The sequence below is a fragment of the Saccharopolyspora terrae genome (assembly GCF_004348435.1).
Classification (GTDB): Bacteria; Actinomycetota; Actinomycetes; order Mycobacteriales; family Pseudonocardiaceae; genus Saccharopolyspora; species Saccharopolyspora endophytica.
Window position 1 is genome coordinate 1 of the sequence record NZ_SMKS01000096.1, and the last position, 16,061, is coordinate 16,061.

General features: G+C 67.5%; 15 protein-coding genes and 2 pseudogenes. 1 reads left to right on the forward strand and 16 read right to left on the reverse strand.

Annotated elements, in window-relative coordinates; genetic code table 11:
* Positions 1 to 114: pseudogene (locus E1181_RS29300) on the forward strand (IS5/IS1182 family transposase); the annotation flags it as partial.
* Positions 115 to 123: 9 nt separating this feature from the next.
* Here the strand turns inward: E1181_RS29300 and E1181_RS29305 are convergent.
* The 16 genes and pseudogenes from E1181_RS29305 to E1181_RS29380 form a co-directional block, all read right to left on the reverse strand.
* Positions 124 to 1,410, reverse strand: a complete 1,287-nt coding sequence (locus E1181_RS29305) for a CaiB/BaiF CoA transferase family protein (RefSeq protein WP_132679657.1) — start codon at positions 1,408 to 1,410, stop codon at positions 124 to 126.
* A 68-nt stretch (positions 1,411 to 1,478) separates the two neighbouring features.
* Positions 1,479 to 2,726, reverse strand: coding sequence for an NAD(P)/FAD-dependent oxidoreductase (locus tag E1181_RS29310; protein WP_207922371.1), 1,248 nt, complete (start codon positions 2,724 to 2,726; stop codon positions 1,479 to 1,481).
* A gap of 24 nt (positions 2,727 to 2,750) precedes the next feature.
* On the reverse strand, positions 2,751 to 2,945 hold the full coding sequence (locus tag E1181_RS29315) for a ferredoxin (protein ID WP_132679658.1): 195 nt from the start codon (positions 2,943 to 2,945) through the stop codon (positions 2,751 to 2,753).
* A gap of 29 nt (positions 2,946 to 2,974) precedes the next feature.
* A complete protein-coding gene (locus E1181_RS29320; protein ID WP_132679659.1) occupies positions 2,975 to 4,291 on the reverse strand; it encodes a phytoene desaturase family protein in 1,317 nt (438 codons plus the stop codon).
* Positions 4,292 to 4,372: 81 nt separating this feature from the next.
* Positions 4,373 to 5,161: an SDR family NAD(P)-dependent oxidoreductase gene (locus E1181_RS29325; RefSeq protein WP_235877139.1), complete on the reverse strand. Its 789-nt coding sequence runs from the start codon at positions 5,159 to 5,161 to the stop codon at positions 4,373 to 4,375.
* Positions 5,162 to 5,185: 24 nt separating this feature from the next.
* Entirely contained in the window at positions 5,186 to 6,349 is a 1,164-nt protein-coding gene (locus E1181_RS29330; protein ID WP_132679660.1) for an acyl-CoA dehydrogenase family protein, read from the reverse strand.
* Positions 6,350 to 6,351: 2 nt separating this feature from the next.
* Positions 6,352 to 7,581, reverse strand: a complete 1,230-nt coding sequence (locus tag E1181_RS29335) for an enoyl-CoA hydratase-related protein (protein WP_132679661.1) — start codon at positions 7,579 to 7,581, stop codon at positions 6,352 to 6,354.
* 68 nt (positions 7,582 to 7,649) lie between these two features.
* Complete coding sequence (locus E1181_RS29340) at positions 7,650 to 8,840, reverse strand: acetyl-CoA acetyltransferase (protein WP_132679662.1); 1,191 nt, start codon at positions 8,838 to 8,840, stop codon at positions 7,650 to 7,652.
* Positions 8,837 to 10,249, reverse strand: a complete 1,413-nt coding sequence (locus E1181_RS29345; protein WP_132679663.1) for an OB-fold domain-containing protein — start codon at positions 10,247 to 10,249, stop codon at positions 8,837 to 8,839. The genes E1181_RS29340 and E1181_RS29345 overlap by 4 nt, the downstream gene beginning before the upstream one ends.
* Positions 10,246 to 11,457 carry an acetyl-CoA C-acetyltransferase gene (locus E1181_RS29350; RefSeq protein WP_132679664.1) on the reverse strand — a complete coding sequence of 404 codons (1,212 nt, stop codon included), beginning with the start codon at positions 11,455 to 11,457 and terminating at the stop codon, positions 10,246 to 10,248. The genes E1181_RS29345 and E1181_RS29350 overlap by 4 nt, the downstream gene beginning before the upstream one ends.
* The gene (locus E1181_RS29355) at positions 11,454 to 12,725 is read right to left on the reverse strand and encodes an acetyl-CoA hydrolase/transferase family protein (RefSeq protein WP_132679665.1); all 1,272 of its coding nucleotides are present in this window, start codon (positions 12,723 to 12,725) and stop codon (positions 11,454 to 11,456) included. Before E1181_RS29355 ends, E1181_RS29350 begins: the two co-directional genes overlap by 4 nt.
* On the reverse strand, positions 12,722 to 12,976 hold the full coding sequence (locus tag E1181_RS29360; protein WP_132679666.1) for a hypothetical protein: 255 nt from the start codon (positions 12,974 to 12,976) through the stop codon (positions 12,722 to 12,724). Before E1181_RS29360 ends, E1181_RS29355 begins: the two co-directional genes overlap by 4 nt.
* A 9-nt stretch (positions 12,977 to 12,985) precedes the next feature.
* On the reverse strand, positions 12,986 to 13,477 hold the full coding sequence (locus tag E1181_RS29365; RefSeq protein WP_132679667.1) for an aromatic-ring-hydroxylating dioxygenase subunit beta: 492 nt from the start codon (positions 13,475 to 13,477) through the stop codon (positions 12,986 to 12,988).
* Positions 13,474 to 14,748 (reverse strand): aromatic ring-hydroxylating oxygenase subunit alpha, encoded by a 1,275-nt coding sequence (locus tag E1181_RS29370; protein WP_132679668.1) that lies wholly within the window; start codon positions 14,746 to 14,748, stop codon positions 13,474 to 13,476. Before E1181_RS29370 ends, E1181_RS29365 begins: the two co-directional genes overlap by 4 nt.
* The gene (locus E1181_RS29375; protein ID WP_235877140.1) at positions 14,745 to 15,902 is read right to left on the reverse strand and encodes a class I adenylate-forming enzyme family protein; all 1,158 of its coding nucleotides are present in this window, start codon (positions 15,900 to 15,902) and stop codon (positions 14,745 to 14,747) included. The genes E1181_RS29370 and E1181_RS29375 overlap by 4 nt, the downstream gene beginning before the upstream one ends.
* 45 nt (positions 15,903 to 15,947) lie before the next feature.
* Positions 15,948 to 16,061: pseudogene (locus E1181_RS29380) on the reverse strand (IS5/IS1182 family transposase); the annotation flags it as partial.

Sequence of the window (16,061 nt, forward strand, 5' to 3'; positions counted from 1 at the left end):
GAACGCTGCTTCAACCAGCTCAAACAACACCGAGCCATCGCCACCCGCTACGACAAAACCGCCCAGTCCTACCAAGCCATGATCGACCTAGCCACACTCCTCATCCGGCTTTGAGGACACCCCCTAGCGCAGGATCGGAGCCAGGTCGCGAACGCGCCGGGCGACTCCGCGGAGGACCTCCGCGGGCACCTCCGCGCGTGTGGCCAGCTCCTCGAGCCACCGGAGCTCAGCACCCAGTTCGGCCACCGCCTCCCGGTGCTCCTCCGGTTCATCCGACTCCTCCGCTCCCGACGCACCAACCGACCCCTGACGGCCGCCGACGCCCCACGAGGCCAGCACTTCGTCGGTGTCCTGTCCCGGCACCGGGGGTGAGGCCCCCAGCGCCGTAGGGGTCCTCGAGAACCTCGGCGCGGGGGCCGGCTGCAACAAGCCATCGCGGTCCACGATCGAACCCCGTGCCTTGATGTGAGGGTGCTCGGCTGCTTCCCGCAGACTCAGCACAGGCGCGACACAGGCATCCGACTGCGCGAACACCTCGTTCCACTCCTCCTGAGTCCGTCGCACGAAGGCATCAGCGATCCGACGGCGCAGCTCCGGCCAGCGAGAACGGTCGTTCTGCCGCGCGGGGTCCTCGTCAAGTCCCAGCTTGCCGAGCAACTCCACGTAGAACTTGGGTTCGAGCGCACCGACGGCCATGTACCGCCCGTCCGCAGTCTCGTACACCGAGTAGAACGGGGCACCCCCGTCGAGCAGGTTCACCCCTCGCTGGTCAGCCCAGCCTCCCGCAGCCAGCATCATGTGCGTCCCGGCCAGCAGATGCGCGGTTCCGTCGACGATCGCGGCGTCGACGACCTGCCCGCGGCCACTGCGCCGCGCTTCGTCGAGCGCCGCGAGGATCCCGATCACGAGATACGCGCCGCCACCGCCGAAGTCACCGATCAGGTTCAGGGGTATCCGGGGCGGGCCTCCCGCCTCTCCGATGGCGTGCAGGGCTCCCGTGAGAGCGATGTACGAGATGTCGTGGCCCGCGAGATTCGCCAGCGGACCGTCCTGCCCCCACCCCGTCATCCGCCCGTAGACTAGGCGCGGGTTGCGGGCGAGGCACTCCTCAGGACTAACACCCAACCGCTCAGCCACACCGGGGCGGTAACCCTCGATCAGAACATCAGCGCGCTCCACCAAGGCTCGGACGGTCTGCACCGCCTCAGGGCGACGGAGGTCGAGCAAAATGGACTTCTTACCGCGGTTGAGGAGGTCAACGTGCTCCTTGCCCGCGAAGAAGCTCCCACCGGGCCGGTCGACCCGCACAACCTCGGCACCAAGATCCGCGAGCATCATCGAGGCGAACGGCCCCGGTCCGATCCCGGCCAACTCGATCACCCGGCGCCCCGCCAGCGGCCCCTCGGCCATGCCTCACCTCTCTCAAGTCACGCAAGCCGACCTTTACGTTCTCCTGGCCGAAGCAGGCCAGGCCGGATCTAGGGGGCCACGGCAGCCGTCGCCCGCCGCTGCTCGGCGAAGAGGAGGGCATCATCCCAACTCGTGGGCTTCATGATCAGCCCGCGGTACTTCATGATCACGTTCTGACCGTTGATCGTGAGCGCCCCGGCGAGCCTACCCCCTTCCCTGTACAGCGCCACGACGCGCCGGTCCCGGTCAGGGTCGCCCTCGACGATCCGCACTTCATCCGTCGAGGGGACACCGACGAACTGGATGCGGCTGTCGTACCAGTCCGACCAGAAGTAGGGCACGGTCTGGTACGGCTTGGCCGAGGCCGGATACAAGGCGTTCCGAGCCGCGACAGCCCCCTGATCGGCGGCGCTGGTCCAGTGCTCGAGGCGCATCGAGCGGTCGAACAACGGGTTGTGCCACCGCGCGACATCCCCTGCGGCGTACACGCCCTCAACGCCGGTGAACAGGTTGTCGTCGCACACTACCCCGTTGTCCAGGCGCAGCCCTGAGCCCTCGAGCCACTCGGTGGCCGGCGTCGCGCCAATTCCCACCACGACCAGATCGGCTTCCACCGCTGAGCCGTCCGAGAGCACCACGCGCTCGACCTGGTCGACTCCCTCGATCCGCTCAACACCGAGGCCACAACGCAGATCGGTTCCGTTGCGGTGGTGCAGGCCCGCGCAGGCACTCCCCATGACCTCGCCTACCGCGCGGACCAGGGGCGCGGGCAGGGCCTCCACCACCGTCACATCCAGGCCGCGCTTGCGGGCTCCAGAAGCGATTTCGGAGCCGATGAATCCCGCACCCACCACCACGGTCCTGGCGCCGGCGTCGAGTGCGTTCCGGACCGCTACCGCATCATCGAGCGTGCGCAACGTGTGCACACCTGCGAGGTGCTCGGAGCCAGGCAGCGACCGGGCGGTAGCGCCGGTCGCGATCACCAGGGCGTCGTACCGAAGACGCCGGTCACCGATTCGGACCTCCTTCGCGACCGGGTCCAGCCCCGTCGCCGGACTGCCCAGGAGCAGATCTGCTCCGAGCTCGTCACGCAGTACGGACTCCGGGCGGAAAACGGTCGCCTCCGGCACCTCTCCCGGCGGCAGTTCATCCAGGTAGGCCTTCGACAGCGGAGGACGATCGTAGGGAAGGTGCTCCTCGGCCCCGACCAACGTGATCGTGCCCTGGAAACCGGCCTTGCGGGCCGCCTCCACGGCGCGCAAGCCGGCCAGCGACGCACCGACCACGACAAGGTTCTTTCGCGACAACGCGCTCATCTCATGCACCTCGCCGACCGGCGGTCAGTCCTGTTCCAGACGCAGGGCCTCGGTCGGGCACCCAGACACTGCGGATTCGACGTCCGCCAGCTGCCCGTCAGGGACCGCCTCGGTCTTGAGCACCAGCTCGCCGTCGTCGTTGATCTCGAACACGTCGGGAGCCAGCGACTCGCAGATTCCGAGCCCGGTGCACTTGGTCCGATCGACGATGATCTTCATGGTTCGTCTCCCTTGGCTGCGACGCCGGCTCAGGCTCGGGCGCCGATCGGGTACCGTTGCGTGATCTGCTCGACCACGAGCTTGGCGGTTTCCGCGCAGGCGGTGGTCCCACCGTTGGCGTACTCCTTGACGCCGTCCCCCACGTTCCACAGGTTCGGCACCGGCGTGGTGTTCGGCAGGTCGAACCCCGCGACCGCGCGTTGCGGGGGCCAGTCGTCCCTCGTCACGGCCCAGGACAAGATCCGAGCACTGTCGAAGCCGGGAATCTCCTCCCGCAGGTCGGCGAGCAGCAGCTCTTTCTCCTGCGCTTCGTCGAAGTCACCGACGGACGGTTTCGGCACCGACGTACCGACGTAGAGGTTCCAACCCTCGGGTGCCATTTCAGGGCAGGTGTCGGTGAAGTTGGCCACGTAGCAGAGCCGGCGGGTCTTGGCGAAGCTCAGCATGCCGGGCACGTCGACCAGCCGCTCCTGGCTGGCAAAGTTCACCGCGAGCATCGAGCATGGCCGGTCGCTGCGCCGAACCTGCGTCAGGTAGTCCGCAGGCAGGTTGTCTTCGCCCACCAGCTTCACCGTCGCCGCAGGCCCGGCATCGCTCACGGCGAAGCGCGCCGCGACCTCGACAGTCTTCCCGTCGCACTCGATGGTGGCACCGGTGACCTCGCCGTTCTGCACGTGCAGGGAGCTGACCTCGGAGGACAGCCACACCTCACCGCCGCCGGCGGTGATCGTGTCTGCGAGCGACTTCCAGATGCCGATCGTGCCCTCCGGGCAGAATCCGAACTTCTTGAACGCGCTCTTGCGGGTGAAGTAGGTCAGGAACACGCGTGCGGGCAGCTCTTCCGATCCCACCGCGAACACCGATCCGCACATGTTGCGGAAGATTCCGTGCACGGACTCGTTCTTGGTGTACTTCGCGACCCAGTCCGCAGTGGACAGTTCATCCTCCGGCAGGCCGTCGTCATTGCGCGCCGCGCCGAGGCCGCTGAGCAGCTTGGCTCCCTGCCGGGTGAGCTTCGAGAGGAGGAAACCCCAGCCACCGCCCGTGACGTCGACGTTCTTGCCACCGATGCGATACAAGATGGGCGGATCGGGGCGGCGGACGTCGAACTTCGCGCCGACCTCGTCGAAGGTTTCCTCGGTGATCCCCTCGACCTCGATCACGATCGCGCCGTTGTTCACCTTGAACCCGTCGATGTCACGCGTGGAAGCACGGCCACCGACGTGTTCGAGGCGCTCAACGACGAGCGTCCGGTAGCCGAGGTGCGTCAGTCGTGCCGCAGCGAACAGACCACCGGCTCCGGCACCCACGACTAGCGCGTCGAACTCGTTCTCCTTGCTGGGCATCAGTTCACCTCTCAGCCGACCGGGTTGGTACCCGGAACGGAACCAGACATGTCGGTGATCTCGGTCCAGCGGCTCGCCACCTCATCGACCGTGGGCACGTCGCTGCACGCCCTTGGACTGGAAGTACTGCGTGCGGTGCACCTGGCCACCGCCCGCCACGATCACCGATCCGGTGTCGGTGCACTCGTCGCTGAGCAGGTGTGCGACCACCGGTGCGACGTGCGCGGGCGACAACTTCGACAGCAGCTCCGGTGGTGCGACGTCCTCGGTCATCCGGGTCGCGGCCATCGGAGCGACAGCGTTGGCGAGGATTCCGTACTTGCGGCCTTCGATGGCCAACGTGTTTACCAGCCCGATGAGACCAGCTTTGGCCGCGCCGTAGTTCGCCTGGCCGAAGTTCCCGTAGATGCCGCTGGTCGAGGCCGCCATCACCACGCGGCCGCGTCCCTGCTCGCGGAAGTGCGGCCAAGCGGCACGGGTCACGTGGAAACCACCGAAGAGGTGCACCTGCATGACAGCCTCCCACTCGGTATCGGTCATCTTGTGGAAGGCCTTGTCCCGGAGAATGCCCGCGTTGTTGACGACGCCGTCCACCTGACCGAAGTGGTCGAGCGCCGTGCGCACGACGCCCGCCGCACCTTCGGCTGTGGCGACGCTGTCGTAGTTGGCGACAGCTTCACCGCCTCCAGCGCGAATCTTCGCCACCACGTCATCAGCCATCGACGTCCCCGAGCCCGTTCCGTCCCGTGCGCCACCGAGGTCGTTGACGACCACCTTGGCGCCCTCCCCGGCGAGCAGTTGCGCGTACGCTTCGCCCAGTCCACCACCGGCGCCGGTCACGACCACCACGCGGCCTTCGACTCCTGCCATGAGTTTCCCTCCGTCTCCTTCGGTCTAGTACGAGTTCGGCAGCCCGAGGCTGTGCTGGGCGACGAAGTTGAGCACCATCTCCCGGCTGACCGGCGCCGTGCGCATGAGCCTCGTGACGAACCACAGATCGGCCAGCCCGTACTCCCGCGACAGACCGTTGCCACCGTGGGTCTGGATCGACTGGTCGAGCGCCTTGAGCGAGGCCTCAGCGGCCGAGAACTTCGCAATGTTGGCCGCTTCCGCGGCGTTCTGCCCGGAATCGAACAGCTCCGCGGCCCGCATCGTGGCCAGTCGAGCGAGTTCGACGGCGATGTGGGATTCGGCGAGCGGGTGGGCGATACCCTGGTGCGCTCCGATCGGCGTGGACCAGACCTGGCGCTGGCACGCGTAATCACGAGCCTTCGCCACGGCGTACCGGCCGACGCCGTTGCACAGCGCAGCGGCCAGGACCCGCTCCGGGTTCAGGCCTGCGACCTGCCGCAGGCCTGAACCCGCCTCGCCGATGAGTGCCTCGGGCCCGACTCGCACGTTGTCCAAGAACACGGTGAACTGCCGATCAGGCGAGGTCAGCTCGGTGTCGATCCGCTGCAGCGTCACGCCGGGCGCGTCGATCGGCACCACGAACAACGACAAGGGCTTGCGGCCAGCCGAGGCGGCGTCCCCGTCCCCGTCTCGTGTAACGAGCAGAACTGCTTCGGACTCGTCAGCGGCGGAGATGTAGTACTTTCCACCGGAGATGACCCACCCATCACCGTCCTTGCGGGCGGTGGTGGAGACGTTGTGGCTGTTGGATCCGGCGTCGGGTTCGGTGAGCGCGAACGCCATCTTGCGCGTGCCGGCGGCGACGCCAGGCAGCCACTCCGCCTTCATCTCCGCCGAGCCATGTGCTGCCAGGATAGAACCGCAGATCGCCGGCGAGATCACAGCGACCAGCAGTGGCATCCCGTGCGCGGCCAACTCCTCGATGACGATGGCGAGTTCGGTCAGTCCCGCTCCCCCGCCGCCGAACTCCTCGGGCAAGTGCACACCCAGCAGCCCGGCTTCTCCCAGCTCGGCCCACAACTCTCCGATGTGCTCGCCACGGCGGGCTCGCTCGGCGTAGTACTCGTGCCCGTACTTCGCCGCGATCTTCGCGACGCTTTCGCGGATGAGGCGATTGTCGTCGCTGTCGATGACGAGTCCCGTCATGTTCACCGTCCCTTAAATGTCGGAGTGGATTTGGCCAGGAACGCGGTCATTGCTCCCAGCGCGTCATCGGTCGCGGCAGCCCGCCCGATGGCCTCGGTCTCGGCCACGAGCTGCTGGGACAGCGTCGAGGACCAGGAGTCGCGGAGGAGTCTGCGAATCTCGCCGTAGGCCCGGATGGGACCCTGGGCCAGGCGCTGCGCAGCCGACCGTGCGCGTTCCTCCAGGACGTCCGCCGTGACGACGTGCGAGACCAGTCCCCACTCAGCCGCCTCCGCCGCCTCGAGGACCCGCTGCTCGAAGTACAACTCCGCGGCGCGGCGCGGTCCGACAAGCCGTGGCAGGAACCACGAGTTGCCCCCATCGCCGGACAGGCCCAGGGAGGTGAAACCGGTGGCGAACTTCGTTCCTTCAGCAGCGAAGGCGATGTCGGCGACGTAGAGCAACCCCAGCCCTCCGCCGGCGACCGCGCCGTGCACGGCCGTCACGATCGGTGCCTCGAGCTGACTGAAGATGCGCAGCGCCTCGTGGTAGGGCGTGGTCATCCGGCGCAGGACAGCCGGCAGTTCCCCTTCTCCGGCGTCCGCGAACACCGAGATGTCCCCACCGACGGTGAACGCGGGGCCGTTTCCGCTGATGAGCAGCGCTCGTATGCCCGAGTCCGAAGCGCACCGGAGTGCGACCTCGTAGAGGTCATCCGCGACGGCTTGATCCAGGGCGTTTCGCTCGGCTGGCCGGTTGAGCCGAATCTCGCCGATACCATCGGTGATCCTGAAATCGACGGTCTCGAGTGGCCGCTCTGCTGGCGTCGGCGCTTCGTTCCACCTCCCGCTGTCGGTGAGTTGGACCAGCTCACGGACGCGACCGTCGTCGAAGGACAGCAAGTGGATGAACTCCGCATCCAGCGGAGCACCGCTGGTGTGAGCCGTGCCGGTGTAGCGTCCTCGGACCAGAAGCCGACCGTCATCGAGGAAGCCGAACTCGGCGGGCTCTGCCCGGGCGATGAAGCTCTTGGCGATTCGGCCCCAGAATTCACGGCGCATGTCGTCCGGTCCGCGGTAGTCACCCCCGAGGTCGAGCGGGAGCCCTTCAGTGGTGTGACCCTCGAATCCGGGGTGAAGCAACCGGTCCAGGCTGGTCCGATCTCCCGTTGCCAACGCTCGGTAGAGCTCCTTGGCCAGCCCTTCAGCCGCCACCCGGTCCACGAGCTTCACCTCCGCATCGTCGCGCTTCATCCGCCGTTATCTAATCTAATATAGATAAAATTCCGTGAGCGCGTCAACCCGGTCGCCACCGCTGGTGTTCACCCGAGCTCGGGCCCCACCACGGACACGAAGGACACGCAACTTCCCGGTCGACCACCCAGGTTGTGGGTCAGCGCGAGCCGGGGATCGGCGATCTGCCGCTCCCCCGCCTGCCCTCGGAACTGGACCCAGCACTCGTAGAGCATGCGCAGTCCGCTCGCGCCCACCGGATGGCCGAAGGACTTCAATCCGCCGTCCGGGTTCACCGGCAGGCGCCCGCCCAGCTCGAACGCACCGTCGAGGCTGTCCTTCCACGCCTGACCGCGCTCGGCGAAGCCCAGGTCCTCCATCAGGACCAGTTCCGTCGGCGTAAAGCAGTCGTGCACCTCAGCCAGCGAGATCTCCTGTCGCGCGTCGGTGATCCCCGCCTGCGCGAAGGCGTCGCGAGCGCTTCGTTCGACCTCGGGGAAGGTCGTGTAGTCATAAGCGGAGTCCGACGCGCCGAGGGCAGGTCCCGCAGCGAGCGAGAGTCCCTTCACGTACATCGGCCGGTCGGTGTAGTCCAGTGCGTCCTCGGCGCGGACGATCAGCGCAGCCGCCGCGCCGTCGGACACGCCGGAGCAGTCGAACACGCCCAGGCGGCCGGCGACCTTGGGCGCGCTCTCGATCTTCTCCTTGGACACCCCTGACTGGAACTGGGCCTTGGGGTTCAACGCGCCGTTACTGTGGTTCTTCCAAGCCACGTGCGTCATCGCGGCGCGCATGTCGGCTGCGGCGACGCCGTAGCGGTCACAGTAAGCCGGATCGAGTAGGGAGAACGCTGCAGGGGCGGTCAGGCTCAGCTCGGCGGCGGTGCCATCGCTCGGCGGGTCGGCACGCAGCAATCCGGAGAAACCTGAGTCCTTCAGCTTTTCCACGCCGACGGCCACCACCCGGTCGTAGGCACCGGAAGCCACGGCATAACAAGCGTTGCGGAAGGCCTCAGATCCGGTCGCGCAGTAGTTCTCCACGCGAGTGACGGGCTTGTAGTCGAGCGACAAGGCCTTGCTCAGCGTCAGACCGGACTGCCCTGATCCCAGGGTTCCCAGCCAGTAGGCGTCCACGTCGTCACGCCGGACCGAGGTCGGGCCGAACACCTGCTCAGTGGCGTCGACCAGGAGGTCTTCCGCCGAGGAGAACCAGTGCTCGCCGAACCGGGTACAGCCCATGGCCACGACGGCAACCCGGTCGCGGATTCCGTTGCTGCTCACCTCACACCTCCCGCGGCGGCGGCCGATTCCCCTGGCTGTTCCTGTTGCACCCCGAGCACCCGTGCCTTCCAGAAGTAGTTGTGCACGCCGCCGGCGGTGAACAGACGTCGGAACGACAGGCCCACCGGCACACCGACGGCCAGGTCGTCCGGCTGCGCGTCGGCGACCTCGAGCGTGTAGCGACCACCACCGTCGAAGTCCACGACCGCGTCGATCAGCGGCGGCGAGGGCGAGTAGGTCAGCCGGTCCACGGTGTAGGTGGCAACGGTGCCAGTCGACGAGGCGAGCGACCGCGGATCCATCCCGTCGACCGATCCGCACTTCTTGCACACCCGCATCGGCGGGAGGTGGGTGAAGCCGCATTGCCGACACACGCTTCCGGTGAAGGAGAACTTCCACGCCGTCGAACGCGCGCTCGGCGGTCCGGCCGGGCGGTCCGGCTCCGGCCGGCGCGGTGGTTCCCGTTCGAGCCAGCCCCGCCAGGTGAGGTAGGTCGCGTATGGGACGTCGATGCCGTCTCCGAGTTGGCCGCTCACCGTGCGTTCCTGCCGGCTCTTCGCGATGCGCTCGGTGGTGCGCAGGACGATCGCGTCGCAACCGTCGGCTGCGGACAGCAGCAGGATCGTCTCGCCGGGCGCGGCGTGGTCCAGCACCGCGGCCAAGCCGAGCCCGAAGTCGGCCGCACCCGAGTGCCCGATTGGGGAGGAGACAACGCCCGGGAACACCCGGGCCGCTTGCTTGCGCACCCCTGGATTCGGCGAGACGACAACGACGTGGTCGGCTTGTTCCAAGTTCGCCGCGGCCAGGGTGTCCGCAGCCGCGTGCTGGAGCAGGGGCAGGTATGCCTCGAGTCCGAACCGCTCCTCCCATTGGCCGCCTGCGGCCTCACCGGGGGAACGCCAGCGGTCCAGCAGCTCGGCCGACCACGAGCGCTCTGCGACGATCTCCGCGATGGCCTCTTCAGGCTCGCCGAAGAGCAGCGCAACCGCGCCATCACCACCGTCCCGCTCGTCACCGGAACTCGGTCGACCGGTCCGGACGTCGGCCAAAACGGCCAGACCGCGGTCCGCCTTCGCACCCCGCCATGCTGCGAACGCGGACCGTGAAGAACCCGCGACGTCCGCCGCGAACGTGGCCGGTGGCAGCGCGAGAGCGGCGTGGATCGCCGAGGCGTTGGCCTTGTCGAAGTAGGCGGGTGAGGTGGAGGCGAAGTAGAGCGCGTCAGGCGTAGCCGGGTGCGCGCGCAGCAGCGCAGCAGCCGCTTCGACGCCCATGGTCGTGCTGTCCTCGTCGAACGAGGCCACCACCCGGGCGCCACGTCCTCCCCCAGTGCCGAGAGTGCTGCCCACCTCAGCCAGCTGGAGGCGATGCCTCGGCAGGTAGGTCGCGTAGGCGACGACCGCGGTCACGCGGCCACCCCCTCAAACAGCGCGGCCATTCCCTGCCCGCCCCCGATGCACATCGTCTCCAGCGCGAATTTTCCGCCGCGACGATCGAGCTCGTGCAGCATCGTGGTCAGGATCCGCACGCCGGTGGCGCCGATGGGATGGCCGAGGGAAATCCCGGAGCCGTTGACGTTGAGCCGGTCGGCGATTTCGTCCTCCTTCACACCCCAGCCCTTGACGACACCGAGGACCTGACCGGCGAAGGCCTCGTTCACCTCGATGAGGTCGAGGTCGTCGAACGAGACGCTGGTGCGGTCGAAGAGCTTCGCGACGGCCGGCACCGGACCCAGCCCCATCGTCGCCGGGTCACACCCCACGGCCGCCCAGCCCCGGAGGAAGCCGAGTGGTTCGAGGTCGAGTTCACCGAGCTTGTCCTCAGCGACGATCAGGCAGGCCGCAGCCGCGTCGTTCTGCTGGCTCGCGTTGCCCGCGGTGACCGTCCCCCCGCTCATGATGGGAGCCAGTCGGCTCAGGGACTCGGCAGTCGAGTCCGCCCGGACGCCCTCGTCCTGCGAGAACAGCACCGGGTCGGCCTTGCGCTGTGGCACCTCCACCGGCACGACTTCCGATGCGAACTTCCCCGACTTCCACGCCGCGGCGGCGCGCTCGTGGCTCCGCGCGGCGAAGGCGTCGGATTCCTCGCGACCGATGCCGTAGCGACTGGCGACGTTCTCGGCGGTCTCGATCATCCCGCTGATCGGTCCGAACCGCCATTCCGGTTGGGAGCGTTCACGTCCGCGGTCGAGGCGGTCGTAGAGCGCGACGTTGCCGGAGCGCCGCCCCCAGCGCATGGTCGTCGTGTAGTGCTCGATGTTGCTCATGCTCTCGACACCACCGGCCACCACGACGTCAGCCGCGCCGGTCTGCACCATCATCGCGGCTGTGACGACGGCCTGGAGTCCTCCCCCGCATCGGCGATCCGTCTGCAGCCCGGGCACCTCGATCGGCAGCCCGGCGTGCAGAGCGGCCCAGCGTCCGATGCACGGGGCTTCGGAGTTCGCATACGACTGCGCAAACACCATGTCCTCGATCCGTTCCGGCTCCACCCCGGACCGGTTCAGCAGTTCCTTGAGCACGACCGCGGCGAGTTCCTCGGCGGGTAGGGCGCGCAAGGTGCCGCCGAACGCGCCGACAGGTGTCCGCAATGGACTGACGATGGCCGCTCGCCTCATACCAGCACTCCACTTCGTTCGACAGCTTCTTCGAGAGTTCGGCGGTGATCCGGATGCGCGATCGCCAGCATCCGCTCCTGCCGGGCTCGCAGCGGCTGCCCACGCAGATCGGCCACCCCGAACTCGGTCACGACGAACCCAGCATCGGCGCGGGCGGTGCTGACCGGTCCGGACAGCTTCGCGACGATGCGACTGCTTCCCCCTGCGGTTGAGGGCAACGCGACGACGGGCACGCCGCCGCGTGAGCGCGCGGCTCCGCGCAGGAAGTCGGCCGCACCGCCGACCGCGCCGACGTAGTCGCTGCCGACGAGTTCGGCGTTCACCTGGCCGGACAGGTCCACTTCCAGCGCCGAGTTGATCGCGACCAGGTGGTCCTGAGCTGCCAGCACCTCCGGGGCATGGGTGTAACCGGTACCCCTGAGCCACACAGCGGGGTTTCGATGCGCGAAGCCGAAGAGCCGCCGTGTGCCCATCAGCAGCCCGGCGACGGCGTGCCCGCGGTCGAGGCTCTTGCGCGCGTTCGTGATGACCCCGGCCTCCATGAGGTCGACGGCCGCATCGTTCAACAGTCCGGAGTGCACACCCAGGTCCCTACGGTCGCTCAGTGCCGCCAGCACGGCTTCCGGTAGAGCACCGATTCCGAACTGCAAGGTGGCGCCATCCTCGATCAGACCGGCCACGTTCGCGGCCACCTCCTGCGTGAGGACGTCCACCTCACGTGAGGGCAGCTCCGCCGGCAAGCGCGAGGTGTGCACGAGCACGTCCAGTTCCTCACTCGCCAGCGTGCGCGAGCAGTGAGTCTGCGGGACCTGGTCGTTGATCTCGGCGATCACGACGCGCGCCGTACCGATCGCCCGCGCGATGTAGTCATCGGCGAGGCCAAGCGAGTAGCGGCCCTCCTCGTCTGCGGGCGGCAGCTGCAGCAGGACCACGTCAGCGCGCAACGGCCCGTCACTGACCAGGTGCGGCAAGGTCGAGTAGTGAACCGGCACGACGTCGAGCGCACCCGCGCTGTGCAGTTGGCGATTCCCGCCACTGCCGCAGTACGACACGAAGGAGGCGTGATCGGCGAATTCCGGGCGGATCGTCCGGGAAGCGGGAATGCCGACGAAACAGCGGATCGGACCGACCTCGCTTCGCTGCCGCATCAGCGCCTCGGTGAGGCTCAGCGGCTCGGCGCACGCCTGTCCCCACAGAACCATGTCACCAGGACGCACGAAGTCGACGTAATCCAGTTCATCGATACCGCGCAGGACTGCCGTGGTCATGCGTCCTCACGCCACCTGTCGGACGCGGGATCCAGAAGCTGCCGCAGGTGGCCCTCCGGCAACCAGATGATCGTCTCGAGTTCGAGTGCGTCGAGGAAGCGAACCCTTCCGCTCCGCAGGTCTTCCAACCGCAGTCGGGGACCGTTGCCCTCACCATCGACGGAGATCGCGACCTCGGCGAACTCACTGCCCACCAGCGCCGTGGAATCGGGACCCGTCACCGCCCGACGCTGAAGGTCGTTGTCAGCCATCGGTTCTCCTCAAATCAGGAACGCCATCGTGGGCAGCGGCTGGTCTTTGTTCACCAGGCTGACCTTCTTGAACGCGAGCCGGATCTCGCCGTCCACAACGCGCAGCCGGTAGGTGACCCGGCCCGCCCAGGTCTCCACGCCACGCGTGCGCGACTCGGCGAGGACGAAGTTGGCCTCCACCACCGTGTCCGAACCTTCGGTCCCGACGACCTCGACGTTGGAGATCACCCGGCGCAGGTTCGACGGCGGTGACTGCGAATACCGCTTCCCGGTGCGCAGCTGCTTGAGCCGGGTCGAGATTCGATTCCGGTTGTCGTAGATCACCGAGACCTGCGTCCGGGGGTCGGAAGCGTCGTCACCGGCAGGCACCCAGTAGAGGGCGTCATCGGTCCACAACGACTCCCACGCGTCGTAATCATGCTCATCGGCGTAGCGAGCTTCGCGATACAGGAACTGCTCGATCTGTCGCAGATCCAGCCCGGCGCCAGCAACCGCGGTCACTTCTCGTCCTCCATCAGCTGCTTGTAGTGCGACCAGAAGCCGCGCATCCCGGTTTCGTCAGTCGCCGTCCCGATGGTCAAACCACGCTCGTCGACCTGCTCACGCCCCAGGCCGCGACGGATGTCGAGCCACTCCGGCCGGAGCTGCTCGGCTCCCCGCTGGTTGCGCTCGTACATCTCCGTGTCGTCTGCCAGCAGCATCCCGGCCGGTCCGACCGACCCGATGGACTGCGAGACCATCCGCCTGTTCAGCTCGGGCGCGCCCTTGAGCTGCACTGCCGTCGCGTGCTGGACGCACTCCCCCACCGACAGGGGCTGGATGACGAAGACCTGGATCTCCGCAATGAACAGGTTCGGGAAGATCATCACGTGCGGAGCACCCTCGACGAGGATCTCCTCCGCCGCATCACCGTGCAGGTCCCGCATCGTCGCGACGTACTCCGGCACTCGGTCCTCGGTGGTGCCGAACCAGCGCATCGGCTCGCCGAACTTCCGGAACTCCGGCCGGAGGTCGTTCTCGCTGTGCCCGTTGCCGAGGTTTCGCGTGACCGCCGTGGAATTGTCGCTGTAGAGCGCGCCGATGGGGCTGCCCGTCACGCTGAAGATCGAGCCGTGCACGAACTGCGGGTGATAGCCGTCGGTTTCGTTCTCCGCCAGCAGCTTCCAGTTCGCTCGCGTCTTGTGCTTAAGCCAGCCGGCGCTGAGCTCGACCTCCCCTTCCGGGGAGAGCCTGCAGAGCCGGTCGATCTCGCCCGCGGCCGGGCTGAGGTGCTCGACGAGGCTCGGACCGTCGGCGGCGAAGCTGCCGAACACGAACCCCCGGTACGACTCGACTCGCGGCACCCGGCCCATCGCCAGGTCCAGCTGTCCCTTGCCTCCGTAGCCCTTGTTGTACGGGTAGCCGAGCAGTTCTCCGGTGTTGCGGTAGGTCCACCCGTGGTAGGGGCACCGGAACGAGTTGGAGTTTCCCCGCTCGTCCTCGCAGACCAGGTTCGCCCGGTGTGCGCAGCGGTTGAGCAGCAGGTGGACCTCGCCGTCGCGATCGCGGGTCATCACCAGGTCCTGCGGACCGATGTTCTTGCGCACGTAGTCACCCGGCTGCGGCACCTCGCTCTCATGCCCCACGTACACCCAGCTGCGGTACCAGATCCGCTCCAGCTCCTCCGCGAAGATTCGCGGGTCGGTGTACAGGGACCCGTGCACGCGGTCCGGCTGGATCAGCCTCGCGTAGTCGGGGCGGTCCGTGCCTGCTCGGGGCACTGTGGCGGTCATGATTGCACCCTCTCCGCTGGTTCGTCGTGCGTCGCCGTCAAACGCTGTTGCGCCCATTTGACGAGCCGGAACTTCTGGGCCTTGCCGGTCGGCGTCGTGGGCAGGTCCCCCGATTCGAGGAACAGGACGTGCTTGGGCACCTTGAACCGGGCGAGCTTCTCCTTGCACCGCGCCAGCACCTCGTCGACGGAAATGCTCTGGCCGGGGGCCCGCACGATGCAGACGCAGCCCGCATCGCCCCATCGCTCGTCCGGGACTCCGATCGCGTACACTTGGCTGATGGCCGGGTGACCGCAGAGCAGGTCCTCGATCTCCTTGGGCATCACGAGTTCGCCACCGCTCTTGTAGAGCTCCTTGCTGCGCCCGGTCACCTCCAGGTAGCCGTCCTCGCGCACGCGGCCGAGGTCACCCGAGCGGATCCAACCATCGCGGATCGCCGCGTCGGTCTCCTCCGGCTTGTTCCAGAACCCGAGCATGTTGGTGGGCCCGCGGGAGGCCAACTCACCTACGATTCCCGCAGCAAGGTCCTCCCCTGTGACGGGGTCGATCGTCTTGTAGACGGTCAGGGCATCCTGGCCCTTAACTCCGGCGCTGCCGGCCAACTTGGGCCTGCCCACCGTGTTGGAGGTGTAGGCCAGATCGTCTTCGGGCAGCGTGAGGGTCATCGCACCCCCGCACTCGGTCATGCCGTAGCCGGTGACGATTTCATCGACGCCGAAAGACTCCCGAACCTGCTCCCACAACCAGGCCGGCGCCGGTGCGGCGCCGGAAAGAATCGCCGACAAGGACCTCAAGTCGAAATCCTGACGCCGCGGGTGTTCCAGCAACGCGACGGTCATCGTCGGCACGCACAGGATGTCGGTCGCCCGATGCCGCTCGATGCCCTTGAAGTACCACACGGGGTCGAAGGTGGTCTGCGGGATGACCGCGCCACCGACGACCATCGCGGCGAGGAGGCCCTCCACGTAACCGAACATGTGATAGCACGGCAACGAGAACAGGATCCGGCGCTGATCCTCGAACGCGCGGGTCAACGCCGAGGCGTAGGCGGTCCGCTGCACGGCATCGTGGGTGACCAGCACCCCCTTCGGCGACCCGGTCGTCCCGGAGGTGTAGAGCATGTCGCCGACATCGTCCGGCTTCGCTTCGTCCACAGCCAGGCCCGGGTTCGCATCGCCGAGCTCCCCTAGGGGGTGTCCTCAAAGCCGGATGAGGAGTGTGGCTAGGTCGATCATGGCTTGGTAGGACTGGGCGGTTTTGTCGTAGCGGGTGGCGATGGCTCGGTGTTGTTTGAGCTGGTTGAAGCAGCGTTC

Excerpts from the sequence above, each read along its gene's own strand:
- E1181_RS29360 (WP_132679666.1), bottom strand. The coding sequence starts at position 12,976 with ATGGCTGACAACGACCTTCAGCGTCGGGCGGTGACGGGTCCCGATTCC.
- E1181_RS29320 (WP_132679659.1), bottom strand. The coding sequence starts at position 4,291 with ATGCCCAGCAAGGAGAACGAGTTCGACGCGCTAGTCGTGGGTGCCGGA.
- E1181_RS29355 (WP_132679665.1), bottom strand. The coding sequence starts at position 12,725 with ATGACCACGGCAGTCCTGCGCGGTATCGATGAACTGGATTACGTCGAC.
- E1181_RS29325 (WP_235877139.1), bottom strand. The coding sequence starts at position 5,161 with ATGGCAGGAGTCGAAGGCCGCGTGGTGGTCGTGACCGGCGCCGGTGGT.
- E1181_RS29335 (WP_132679661.1), bottom strand. The coding sequence starts at position 7,581 with ATGAAGCGCGACGATGCGGAGGTGAAGCTCGTGGACCGGGTGGCGGCT.
- E1181_RS29310 (WP_207922371.1), bottom strand. The coding sequence starts at position 2,726 with ATGAGCGCGTTGTCGCGAAAGAACCTTGTCGTGGTCGGTGCGTCGCTG.
- E1181_RS29350 (WP_132679664.1), bottom strand. The coding sequence starts at position 11,457 with ATGAGGCGAGCGGCCATCGTCAGTCCATTGCGGACACCTGTCGGCGCG.
- E1181_RS29315 (WP_132679658.1), bottom strand. The coding sequence starts at position 2,945 with ATGAAGATCATCGTCGATCGGACCAAGTGCACCGGGCTCGGAATCTGC.
- E1181_RS29370 (WP_132679668.1), bottom strand. The coding sequence starts at position 14,748 with ATGACCGCCACAGTGCCCCGAGCAGGCACGGACCGCCCCGACTACGCG.
- E1181_RS29305 (WP_132679657.1), bottom strand. The coding sequence starts at position 1,410 with ATGGCCGAGGGGCCGCTGGCGGGGCGCCGGGTGATCGAGTTGGCCGGG.
- E1181_RS29330 (WP_132679660.1), bottom strand. The coding sequence starts at position 6,349 with ATGACGGGACTCGTCATCGACAGCGACGACAATCGCCTCATCCGCGAA.